We start from the raw sequence: 11414 nt of genomic DNA on the forward strand, positions 1-11414 counted from the left end.
AATAAATTCATTAATGATTTTATTAAATAATTGTGTGGGGGGGGGAATTCCATCCTCCGCCCAGCGCTTTATACAAATCAATCTGCGCCAGCAGCAGGTTGTTTTTCACCTGTACCACGCTGGTCTGCACCGAGAACAGCGTGCGCTGCGCATCGAGCACATCCAGGTAAGAAGAGTACCCATTGCGGTAGCGGTTTTGCGCAATCCGCAGCGTCTCCTGCGCGACCGTCTGCTGTGCCAGCAGCTCGGTAAGCTGTTCCTGATAGCGGGTGATGGCATCAAGGCTGTCATTCACCTCAGCAAACGCGTTACGCACGGTTTTTTCGTAGCTATACAGCGCCTGATTCCGCTGGGACTGGGAGATATCTACCTGAGCATTCAGCGCCTGACGGTTCAGCAGCGGCGCAAGAATACTGCCGCCCACGCTCCAGAGCTGGAGGGGGTTATCCAGCAATCCCGACAGCGTGCGATCCTGCACCGATCCCGTGGCCGTGAGGTTGATCGACGGCAGCAGGCTGGCGCGCGATGCCGCCAGCGTCGCGTCCGCCGCAATCAGCTGACGTTCAGCCTGGACGATATCCGGGCGCCGGTTCAGTAGCGTCGACGGCAGCTGGGAGGGCAGTTTCAGCGGCGTCAGGGCATCAAAGCTTTCACCGCGCGCAACGTCACCCGGGTTGCTGCCCAGCAGCAGGCTAAGCGCATTTTCCTGCTGCGCAATCTGGTGCTGAAGCAGTGGAACCTGGGCGCGGGTGGCGCGCAGCTCAGAATCCGATTGCATCAGCTCAAGGCGAGAGCTGTATCCCGTCTCAAACTGTCGTTTGGCGAGGTTGAACGCCTCTTCACGCGACTTCAACGTGGACCGGGTAACGCGGAGCTGTTCGTCCAGCGACAGCAGGGTGACGTACCCGGAGGCCACCGAGGATGCGACGGTAAGATCAGCCGCCGCGGCCGCCGCCTTTTGTGCCTCCAGCGACGCTTCAGCGGCACGGGAGGTGCTGCGGTTGACGCCCCAGATATCCACGTCGTAGCTGGCGGTCAGGCTGCCTTTGTACAACGTACTGTATACCGGAAGCCCCGTGACGGCGGACTGCGAACGCGCGCGCGTCCCGGTCACGCCCGCGTCAAGCGACGGGAACAGGCTGCCGTCGGCGGCGTACACCCGGGCCTGGTACTCGTTAATCCGCTCGCGGGCAATCAGCACGTCGCTGTTATTCTTCAGCGCCTGATCCACATAGCGATTCAGATTGCTGTCGTGAAAATTTCGCCACCAGAGCTGCTCTGTCGGGCTGGCTGGCCCCGACGTCGCGCGCCACTGGGCCGGTATGTGCAGGGACGATTTGGCGGGCTCAACGTCTACCGACTGGCATCCCGCCAGGAAAGCCATTATCAGCAGGCCAGCTATCGGGCGAAGCGTCATTGTTTCGCCTCCCGCGTGTCGATGGTCACCTGCACCGACATGCCAGGACGCAGCAACCGGTACGCCTCCGGCTCACCGAGTACCTCAATGCGTACCGGGATGCGCTGGGCGATTTTAACAAAGTTGCCCGTGGCGTTATCCGGGGTGATAGCGCTGAACTCGACCCCTGTGGCCGGGGATATGCTCTCCACGCGCCCCTGATAGGCTTTATCGTTTAAGGCATCGACGGTGAATTTCACCGGCTGTCCGACGCGTAAATTCGCCAGCTGCGTCTCTTTGATGTTGGCGATCACCCAGTGCTGCGGAGGGACCAGCGTGGTAAGGTGCGTCCCGGCGGTGACGTACGCCCCCAGACGCACCGCAATCTGCCCGAGCTGACCGTCACGCGGCGCGACAATGCGGGTGTTTTGCAGATCGATCTGCGCCAGCTCCAGCGCGGCTTTCGCATTCTCAACGTCCGCTTCCAGCGAACCGCGATTGACGATGACCGTTTGTAAATCCTGACGCGACATCTCAAGCGTTGCTTTCGCCTGGTCGATATCAGCGCTCCCCTGGGCGGCACTGGCCAGCGCCGAATCGCGCTCGCGAATGGAGAGGGAGCCGTCCGCGGTTAGCTCTTTCACGCGTTTCAAATCCGCCTGGGTTTTCAGACTTTGGGCACGGGCGTTTTTCAGCGCCGCCTCGTTTTTGGCAATCACCGCTTCCGCGCTTTTGCGCTGTTGCAGGTTGTTATTCAGGGCTGCAATTTTCATTGCCAGTTGCGCCTCGCCCTGATGGACGCGCTGGCGATAGATGCGGTCATCTATCTGCAACAGCAGCTCGCCTTTTTTAACCTGCGCGAAATCCTGAACATGGACCTCGGTAATGTAGCCGTTTACCTGCGGACTGATGAATGTGGTCTGGCCGCGCACGTAGGCGTTATCGGTAAACTGGGCATGACGCGTAAACGGGGGCAGCTGCCAGGCATAAAGGATCACCAGTACCCCGACAATGCCGATAGCCGCGGCGGTGAAAATGGAAACGACGCGCACATTTTTGCGGGTGTTGGCCTGCTCTTTGGCGGCATCCTGCTGACTCATAACTTCTCCTGATAAATAGTCATTACTTGTTGCCAGTGGCGTTCTTAAGGGCCATACGGGCGGTGATGCGCAGGCGTAGCAAGCGCCATAAAATCCAGACCAGCGTGGCAGTGGCAATGCTCGCCGTCAGGAGATAAGTATCGTTGTAAGCCAGAATGTTTGCCTCAAGCGCCGTCACCGTCTGGAGCTGGGTAATGGCCTGAGTTCCCAGCAGGGAACTGTCGCCAATCAGGCTTTTGTACATCTGGGTGTAAAGCTGTATGCGTTCGTTCACCAGCGGGTTAAGGGTGGTGAGCTGGTCAGCCAGCAGGCTGGAATGGTACTTCTCGCGCCAGGTCTGGAAGGTGCCGAGGATGGCGGACCCCAGCAGGCCCCCAAGGTTCTGACTCATGCCAAACATCACGGAAAAGCTGACCAGATTGCGCGGATCGGCGATCACCCCGCCAATGGCGGCCAGCATCGCAGGCGCAAGGAAGAACGCGCTGCCGAAGCCCAGCAGGAACTGGCTGAATATAAGCTGATCCGGCCGGGTCAGGTTGTTGGACTGGCTGTCCAGCAGCGAGGCAACGATCATCAGCGCCAGCGAGGTGATAATCGGCCAGGCCAGTTTAGTGGGCTTAATCGTCAGACAGCTGGTGACGATACCGCAGACGATCCCGGCGAAAATAGCCCACGCCAGATGGGTCATCTGTTCATTCTGTAGGCCCACATATTGCAGCCAGCCGATGACGCCCGTGTTCTGCTCCGCCAGTACGATGCGGATCAGCAGCATAATCAGCCCCAGGCGTACGATGCTGCCGCTGGAGAGCCAACGGGTATTGAGTAGCGGGTTGCTGCGGTTATGTTCAAACACGATCGCGGAGACAATCAGCACCAGCGAGAGAGCCAGCGCCCAGCCGATCCACGGCGCTTCAAACCACCAGTCCAGACGCCCTAACGACAGAACCGCGCACAGCAGCGCCATGCCGGGCGCAAGCAAAAAGAAGGTGATGAAATCTTTCTTCTCGAAGACTTTACGCCGATCGCCCGGCGGCAGCTTGAGCACCATCACGCAGGCCAGGGAGATCAGGGCCAGACCCAGCTCGAAGAAGTACAGCCCGCGCCACTCGTCAAGCTGTAACAGCTCGGTGGAGAACAGCCGCGCCAGCGGGATCGCCAGCGACGACCCGGTTATGCCGATGGTCAGCGCCTTCAGCCGGTGCTTCGCGGGCCAGGCCTGTATCTGGTAATAAATGCCGAGCGAACTCAGCGCGGCGGCGACCATCCCGTGTGCCGCCCGTACCATCAGCGCCGAGCTGAGATCGTTCACAAACAGGTGGAAAAAGGTGACCAGCACATACAGCACCAGGAAGCCTTCCGTAAAGGCGCGCAAACCGTACTGCTGGCGAAACTTTACCAGCAGCAGGTTGATGGAGACGTTGGTCATGACATAGACGGCAGGCAACCAGGCGATTTCAGTCGACCAGGCGCCAAAGGTGCCTTGCAGATTTTGCAGATTGGCGGTGACGACCGCGTTACCCAGCGCCCCGGTCAGACACACCAGCAGGCCGACCACGCCATAGGCGATCCGTTTCGACGTCGGATGTTCCGGGGTGGAAGGGGAACCCAGCAGGGCGGGTTTCTCGTGTGGCTGCCACTCGCGAGGAGCATAAGGGTCGCGTTGGGGCAGGCGCATAGCGTGGTTTACCTTTCTAAAAGTTGAATTGTGAGCGGGCTAATGATTCTAAGGCTGACGCAAATCATAATTCAAGTGAATACGATTTTCTCATGTTAATCAAATGTGAGTGCTTTTTGAGAACGTTCCGGCCCTCTTTTTTCAGCATTCATGCCATAGCATGACGCGCAGAAAGGGGGATAATCGAAGGCTCTGTATGTTGTAAGGAGGTAACGATGACAATGGCACTTTTCCCCTGTCTGCCTGGCATAACCCTCGACGCCGTGAATACCGTTGGGGCGTGGCTTGCTCAGGACGACTATCAGGACAACCAGCCCGTTGATCTGGTGATTCTGGCGGGTAACGCGGTGATCCCCGCGATTGATGCTGCCTGTAAAATCGCGGCTGAACAGGGTGTTCCTCTGATCATCAGCGGCGGGATCGGTCACTCGACGACCTTCCTCTACGCCGCGATTGCGAAACACCCCCGCTATAACAGGATACCCACCACCGGGCGTGCTGAGGCGGCTATTCTGGCCGACATCGCCCGTGAATTCTGGAACATTCCGGCCGAGCATCTTCACGTTGAGGATCAGTCGACCAACTGTGGCGAAAACGCCCGCTTCAGCCGGGCGTTGATGAAACAAGCCGGACTGAACGCCGCCCGGGTGCTGGTGGTGCAGGACCCGACGATGCAGCGTCGCACAATGGCTACGTTCGCCCGCGTATGCCGTGACGAGGCCGCATCGCCCGCATGGGTGAGTCATCCCGGCCTGACGCCCGTGCTGCAAAACAGCGAGGACGGTCTGGTGTTCAGCGGCCCGGTCGAGGGGTTATGGCCGGTAGAGCGCTACTTGTCGCTGGTGCTGGGTGAATTTCCGCGACTCAGGGACGACATCAACGGCTACGGTCCGGCGGGACGTGATTTCATTGCCCATGTCGATATCCCTGCAGAAGTGGACGCCGCGTGGCAGATCTTGCGAAACGACGTCATTCTCACCGACGCGCTGGTGAGCCGTTCCCTGCTGTAATACTCTGCCCGTTTGCGCCATCTTTTACGCAAACGGGCATCCTGTGTTGCCGATTTGTGATTTTGGAAACGGGCTGACCCGTTTCTTTTATGAGATATCTCACAAAAACAGACCCATAGAGTAGGCAATTGCCCCGGTAATTATAGTTTTTAACATTAAGTTTACTTGTTAAAAACAGTGTGATTACAGGAGCAGGTTATGACAGTACCCGTACAACATCCTATGTATATTGATGGACAGTTTGTTGCCTGGCAGGGTGATGCATGGATTGACGTGATCAATCCGGCCACGGAAGAGGTCATTTCCCGTATTCCCGACGGCAGCGCCGAGGACGCCCGCAAGGCCATTGACGCGGCAGAGCGCGCGCAGGCTGGCTGGGAGGCGCTGCCTGCCATTGAACGCGCCAGCTGGCTACGCAAAATTTCCGCCGGGATCCGCGAGCGCGTCAGTGAAATCAGCGCGCTGATTGTGGCCGAAGGCGGCAAGATCCAGCAGCTGGCGGAAGTGGAAGTGAACTTTACCGCTGACTATATCGACTATATGGCCGAGTGGGCGCGCCGCTATGAAGGGGAAATCATTCAGAGCGACCGTCCGGGTGAAAATATTCTGGTGTTTAAGCGCGCCCTTGGCGTCACCACCGGCATTCTGCCGTGGAACTTTCCCTTCTTCCTGATTGCCCGTAAGCTCGCACCCGCGCTGATCACCGGCAACACCATCGTTATCAAACCGAGCGAATTTACCCCAAACAACGCTATTGCGTTTGCCAAAATCGTCGATGAGATTGGCCTGCCGAAAGGCGTCTTTAACCTGGTGCTGGGACGGGGTGAAACCGTCGGACAGGAGCTGGCCGGGAACCCGAAAGTGGCGATGGTCAGCATGACCGGCAGCGTCGGGGCGGGCGAGAAGATCATGGCTGCGGCGGCGAAAAACATCACCAAAGTGGGGCTGGAGCTGGGCGGTAAAGCCCCGGCCATCGTGATGGACGATGCCGACCTCGAGCTGGCCGTGAAGGCCATTGTAGATTCACGCGTCATCAATACCGGACAGGTGTGTAACTGCGCGGAACGTGTCTATGTCCAGAAGGGGATCTACGACCGCTTTGTGAATCGTCTGGGCGAGGCAATGAAAGCCGTCCAGTTTGGCAATCCGGCTGAGCGAACGGATATTGCCATGGGGCCGCTGATCAACGCCGCCGCGCTGGAGCGCGTGGAGCAGAAGGTGGCCCGCGCGGTGCAGGAGGGGGCTAAAGTGGTCCTTGGCGGTAAAGCGGCAGAAGGTAAAGGGTATTTTTATCCCCCAACGCTGCTACTGGACGTGCGTCAGGATATGGCCATCATGCACGAAGAGACCTTTGGCCCGGTGCTGCCGGTGGTGGCTTTCGACACCCTGGAAGAGGCGCTGAAAATGGCCAACGACAGCGACTATGGTTTAACCTCGTCTGTTTATACGCAGGACCTGAACGTCGCGATGAAAGCCATTAAGGGGCTTAAGTTCGGCGAGACCTACATTAACCGTGAAAACTTTGAAGCGATGCAGGGCTTCCATGCGGGCTGGCGGAAATCCGGTATCGGCGGGGCGGATGGTAAACACGGTCTGAATGAGTATTTGCAGACGCAGGTGGTCTATTTGCAGTCGTGATCAGGCGCCCCCTCCATGCGAGGGGGTTCACATTTTCCGAAAAGGTGGTTATGTTGGCGCGATAATGGTTATTTATCGGGAAACAACATGCGCACAAAATATACGGGGCTGCAAATCAGCATCCACTGGCTGGTTTTTCTGTTAGTCATTATGGCCTATTGCGCCATGGAGTTCAGAGGGTGGTTCCCGCGAACCGATCGTCCGCTTATTAATATGATCCACGTTTCCTGCGGGATCAGCATCCTGGTGCTGATGGTGGCGCGCCTGCTTATCCGCCTTAAATTCCCGGCTCCGCCCATTCAACCGAAACCAAAAGCGATGATCACCGGGCTGTCCCATCTCGGGCATCTGGTTATCTACCTGCTGTTCATTGCGCTGCCGCTTATCGGCATGGTGATGATGTATAACCGGGGAAATGACTGGTTTGCGTTTGGCCTGACGATGCCGCATGCGGCGGAGGGGAATTTTGACCTGGTGGATACGCTAAAGGAGTGGCACGTGACGCTGGCGAATCTGGGGTATTTCGTGATTGGTTTGCACGCCTTTGCCGCGCTGATGCATCACTACTTCTGGAAGGACAACACGCTGCTGCGCATGATGCCGAAAAAGCGTCAGTAACCGATAATGCCCTGCGAACCCGCAGGGCATTTTTTTTGCGGCTTATTGCAGTTGCGCGCGCTCCAGCGCCGTTAAGTCCAGTTTCTGAGTTGTACCCGTTTCCGACGATTTTACCGCCGCTTCCAGCACCGCCATCACCGCCAGGGCCTCCACCGGAGGGACCGGGTTGTCAATCTTGCCATTCAGGGCATCGCGCACGTTTATATAGTATTGTCGCTGATCGCCTTTTGGCGCAGGGATAGCGCTGGCTTCACCCTGGGCATTAAACAGCACCATAGCGTCGCTATCTTCACCCCAGCTTTCGCTACCCGGAATGACGCCTGCCAGCAGCTGGGCTTCCTGCTGATCGATGCGCGCTTTCACCACGCTGGCCTTGTCACCGTGGACGGTAAAGCGGGCAACGCCACCCGCCACCAGCATGCTGCAATGGAGGACCACTTTGTGTTCCGGATAGTTCAGCACCACGTGCGCCCAGTCGTTAATCTCCGCGCCGTCACGCAGGGTGGCGATGTTGCCCTGTACCGACTGCGGCAGACCAAAAAGCTGTAGCGTCTGGTCAATCATGTGCGGGCCTAAGTCGAACCACAGTCCGCTGCCGGGCACGTTTTGCTCTCTCCAGCGCACACGAACCTCCGGGCGGAAACGATCGATATGCGATTCAAAATGTTTCACCTTGCCGATACGGCCTTGCTCAATCACCTGCTTAATGCCGAGAAAATCGCTATCCCAGCGGCGGTTATGGAAGACCGAGAGCAGGCGCTGTTTTTCTTGCGCCAGCGCAATCAGATCTATCGCTTCCTGCATATCCAGCGTAAACGGCTTATCCACTACCACATGCTTGCCGGCATTGAGCGCCAGGGTGGCCAGCGGCGCATGGGTCGCGTTAGGGGAGGCGATAACCACCAGGTCGATATCCGGGTGCTGAATGGCCTCTTCCGGCGTGGCGACAACGAGGACGTCCGGCAGGTCGCGTTTCACTTTCTCTTCATCCCGGGATGAGACCACCGCCAGCTTCAGGCCGTCGACGGACTGGATTAGCGGGGCATGGAACGTCTTACCTACAAACCCATACCCGATCAGCGCAATATTCATTGTCTTCACTTTATTCATGACCTTCTCCACGTTAATGCGCGCAAACGGTAACCTGCAAGGCGCCAGGGTCCCCGAGCTCTGCCCAGGGACGATCTAAAAACAGTTGATGAATCTCGGTTAACCCAGACACCAGATACGGTTCGCACTGGTTGAGTTTCAGATGGTCGGCGACTACCCAGTGCGCCTGGCTTGCGGCCAGCATGGCACGCTTTACCTCGGCATCCGCCTCCTGACTGGCGCTCAATCCGAGTTCGGCATGGATGGCGCATGCGCCAAGAATGGCAATATCCGCCCGGTAGCGAGAGAGCAGGGAAAGGGTGGCGCTTCCGGCAAACAGGCGCTGTTTCTGATCCCACTTTCCACCGAGCAGGATCAGGTCGATACCTTCCCGATCGCTCAGCTGTTGGGCGATATCAAGAGAAGGGGTGATGATGGTCAGCGGCCCCTGAAGGAAAGAGGCAACGGCCAGCAGTGTGCTTCCGGCGTCCAGAAAAAGCGTCGAGCCCGCAGGAACGCATTGCGCTACCTGTTTACCCAGCCGCTGCTTGATTTCAGGCAGCAAGGTATTCCTGCTTACTCGGCTCATCGTCGAGAGATTCAGCGCGATGGCGCCGCCATGGTTTTTTTGCGCCAGCCCCTGTTTTTCCAGGTCGGTCAGATCGCGACGGATGGTGTCCGCCGAAACCTGCAATCGTTCTGCCAGCTCGGTGATGCTGGCCTGGCCTTGTTCAGTAATGATATCAAGTACATATTTCTGTCTGGCGGTTTTATGCATGGGCGCAGTATCCTGCAAAATGTCGCAATACTTCGCAGTTTACAGCATTTTGCAGGAAAGGGAATCGGGACAGGTGCGGGATGTTATCCAAAAACAGTTTGATGGTGTGATTATTGATATTGCATTAATCAGTCATCAAAAACATGTATGTATCTTTTAGGGATGTTGTTATCGCTATGTTTTGCTTAGAAATTTGGCTTAAGTTGCCAGATTATTAGCCCTAACCAGAATGTTTAGCTAATTTGTAATTATAAATTAGTGCATATATCTATTAGTTTTTATTTTTAAAGTAAAATAATCCAATTTTATTCGCTGGATTACTTAAATTGACATTTCTTTGAAAATCTTTGTGTCTGATTCGGGGTGAAATTAACGCAAAAATGTACACCAGGACATTTTAGAATTTTCTTTATATTACAGGGGGTTTATTTGTTTCATCTGAAAGGCCTTTTATAACGCTTTGTCCGGAAAACCCATCTTTTTTCTTATTTGTAACACCACATTAACATCGCGGGTATGGTTGCTCATATCACATTTTGTTATGCTGCGAATCAATAAATATTTAAGTAAATTCTTAAAAGAAAAATAGATTGAACGGCTCTCATCTCAATTGAAATGGGTTTGGGGAACTATTACCCGAATTAATCGAGAAGGAGTAAGGGATTTTTGGCGAATTATTTGTACCTCTTCCTGGGTATTTATTTGGCTATCACCTGGAGTCGGGGGATATTATGAAGATGAAATGCAATAACAGGTTAATCAGAATATCTGCAACCCTGACCTTAATTTCGTTGGTGGTGACCGCGGCTAATGCAAATAGCGGCCAGACGGGGATATCTCCCGTTGCGGCAATGACGATGAAAGAAAGTATTCTTTTTGCTCTCGATCGTGACCCCTCCGTGAGCCAGCAGGCGGCACAGCTGGGGATCGGCCAGGCGCAAATAGACGAAGCGCGCAGTGGCTGGATGCCACAAATAGCCCTGAACGGGAGTACGGGTCACAGCCAGACCACCGATTCGAGCGGATCGTTGCGAAATTCCGCAGCCTGGGGCCTGAGCCTGACGCAGCTGGTGTACGATTTTGGCAAGACCAATAACAGCATCAGCCAGTCTTCAGCTCAGCGTGACAGCTATCGCTACCAGCTGATGAGCACGATGTCTGCCGTGGCGGAAAAAACGGCCCTCAGCTATGTGGAAGTAAAACGCTACAGCGATCTGTTGCAGGCGGCAAAAGAGAATGTGCAGGCGCTTAAAAACGTTGAGCAGCTGGCAAAACTCCGCGCCGATGCTGGCGTAAGCTCCACCTCTGATGAGCTTCAGACCCGCACCCGTATCGCCGGGATGCAGGCGACGGTAGAGCAGTACAATGCGTCCCTGAACAGCGCCCGCGCGCGGCTGGCGGTATTAACTGGCATACAGGCTGAACGCTATTCACCGGTTCCGGGAGGTCTGGCCGTGGAGCCGGACTCTCTCAATCGGATTGATTATTCACTGATCCCAACGGTGATGGCCGCGCAGAACATGGAGCGTTCAGCCCAGTACGGCGTAGAAACCGCGAAGTCTCAGCACTGGCCTACCTTAAGCCTGAAAGGGGGCCGCACCCGCTATGAGTCTGATAATCGCGCGTACTGGGATGATCAGATCCAGCTCAATATAGACGCACCGCTTTATCAGGGCGGCGCGGTCTCGGCGCGCGTCCGTCAGGCCGAGGGCGCAAGGGCAATGGCATCGTCCCAGGTCGATCAGGCCCGTTTTGATGTCCTGCAAAAAGCCTCCGTCGCACAGGCCGACTGGACCGGGGCGCGTGGACGAATGGAAGCCGGGAAGCGTCAGCTGGAAAATGCGTTGCGCGCCCGTGATGTCTACAAAAATGAATATACCCTGAGCAAGCGCAGCATTAACGATCTGCTCAGCATGGAGCAGGATGTCTGGTCTGCCACCTCAGCGAAAATAATGGCTGAATACGATGGCTGGAGTGCGGCGATTAATTACGCCTCCGCGGTGGATAATCTCATGCCGCTTATCGGAATAGAGAAAAACGCTGCCGCGAAATTACCTGATTTAAGTTAAAAAAAGGCGCGCCTTTCTGCGCGAAATAAGTCAGACAATAA

At 56.1% G+C, this 11414-nt stretch carries 9 protein-coding genes; 4 read left to right on the forward strand and 5 right to left on the reverse strand.

The window, feature by feature from the left end; translation table 11 throughout:
• Positions 1-22: 22 nt before the first annotated feature.
• Genes ACOTW6_RS01030 through ACOTW6_RS01040 form a run of 3 tightly spaced genes read right to left on the reverse strand, consistent with a single transcriptional unit; the run spans position 23 to position 4171 of the window.
• On the reverse strand, positions 23-1417 hold the full coding sequence (locus ACOTW6_RS01030; protein WP_062932677.1) for an efflux transporter outer membrane subunit: 1395 nt from the start codon (positions 1415-1417) through the stop codon (positions 23-25).
• Positions 1414-2496 (reverse strand): HlyD family secretion protein, encoded by a 1083-nt coding sequence (locus tag ACOTW6_RS01035; RefSeq protein WP_121478985.1) that lies wholly within the window; start codon positions 2494-2496, stop codon positions 1414-1416. The genes ACOTW6_RS01030 and ACOTW6_RS01035 overlap by 4 nt, the downstream gene beginning before the upstream one ends.
• A 22-nt stretch (positions 2497-2518) precedes the next feature.
• Positions 2519-4171 (reverse strand): MFS transporter, encoded by a 1653-nt coding sequence (locus ACOTW6_RS01040; RefSeq protein WP_062932678.1) that lies wholly within the window; start codon positions 4169-4171, stop codon positions 2519-2521.
• Between the two features lie 215 nt (positions 4172-4386).
• Here ACOTW6_RS01040 and ACOTW6_RS01045 point away from each other — a divergent pair, with 215 nt between their 5' ends.
• The 3 genes from ACOTW6_RS01045 to cybB all read left to right on the forward strand — a co-directional run bounded on the left by ACOTW6_RS01045 (position 4387) and on the right by cybB (position 7437).
• Positions 4387-5181 (forward strand): YdcF family protein, encoded by a 795-nt coding sequence (locus tag ACOTW6_RS01045; RefSeq protein WP_062932679.1) that lies wholly within the window; start codon positions 4387-4389, stop codon positions 5179-5181.
• 198 nt (positions 5182-5379) lie between these two features.
• The gene (aldA, locus tag ACOTW6_RS01050) at positions 5380-6819 is read left to right on the forward strand and encodes an aldehyde dehydrogenase (protein WP_047050872.1); all 1440 of its coding nucleotides are present in this window, start codon (positions 5380-5382) and stop codon (positions 6817-6819) included.
• A gap of 87 nt (positions 6820-6906) precedes the next feature.
• Positions 6907-7437, forward strand: a complete 531-nt coding sequence (gene cybB / locus ACOTW6_RS01055) for a cytochrome b561 (RefSeq protein WP_015570570.1) — start codon at positions 6907-6909, stop codon at positions 7435-7437.
• 42 nt (positions 7438-7479) lie between these two features.
• On the opposite strand, the gene ACOTW6_RS01060 is transcribed toward cybB, so the two are convergent.
• Entirely contained in the window at positions 7480-8547 is a 1068-nt protein-coding gene (locus ACOTW6_RS01060) for an oxidoreductase (RefSeq protein ID WP_213788741.1), read from the reverse strand.
• Positions 8548-8560: 13 nt separating this feature from the next.
• On the reverse strand, positions 8561-9304 hold the full coding sequence (locus tag ACOTW6_RS01065; RefSeq protein WP_213788742.1) for a DeoR/GlpR family DNA-binding transcription regulator: 744 nt from the start codon (positions 9302-9304) through the stop codon (positions 8561-8563).
• Positions 9305-10035: 731 nt separating this feature from the next.
• On the opposite strand from ACOTW6_RS01065, the gene ACOTW6_RS01070 reads away from it, so the two are divergent.
• Entirely contained in the window at positions 10036-11373 is a 1338-nt protein-coding gene (locus ACOTW6_RS01070; RefSeq protein WP_213788743.1) for a TolC family outer membrane protein, read from the forward strand.
• Positions 11374-11414 lie beyond the last annotated feature (41 nt).

Source organism: Enterobacter cloacae complex sp. IR5403, assembly GCF_049238705.1.
Lineage (GTDB): Bacteria > Pseudomonadota > Gammaproteobacteria > Enterobacterales > Enterobacteriaceae > Enterobacter > Enterobacter hormaechei_C.

Coding starts and splice junctions, on each gene's coding strand:
- ACOTW6_RS01030 (WP_062932677.1), bottom strand. CDS start 1,417: ATGACGCTTCGCCCGATAGCTGGCCTGCTGATAATGGCTTTCCTGGCG.
- ACOTW6_RS01035 (WP_121478985.1), bottom strand. CDS start 2,496: ATGAGTCAGCAGGATGCCGCCAAAGAGCAGGCCAACACCCGCAAAAAT.
- ACOTW6_RS01040 (WP_062932678.1), bottom strand. CDS start 4,171: ATGCGCCTGCCCCAACGCGACCCTTATGCTCCTCGCGAGTGGCAGCCA.
- ACOTW6_RS01045 (WP_062932679.1), top strand. CDS start 4,387: ATGACAATGGCACTTTTCCCCTGTCTGCCTGGCATAACCCTCGACGCC.
- aldA (WP_047050872.1), top strand. CDS start 5,380: ATGACAGTACCCGTACAACATCCTATGTATATTGATGGACAGTTTGTT.
- cybB (WP_015570570.1), top strand. CDS start 6,907: ATGCGCACAAAATATACGGGGCTGCAAATCAGCATCCACTGGCTGGTT.
- ACOTW6_RS01060 (WP_213788741.1), bottom strand. CDS start 8,547: ATGAATAAAGTGAAGACAATGAATATTGCGCTGATCGGGTATGGGTTT.
- ACOTW6_RS01065 (WP_213788742.1), bottom strand. CDS start 9,304: ATGCATAAAACCGCCAGACAGAAATATGTACTTGATATCATTACTGAA.
- ACOTW6_RS01070 (WP_213788743.1), top strand. CDS start 10,036: ATGAAGATGAAATGCAATAACAGGTTAATCAGAATATCTGCAACCCTG.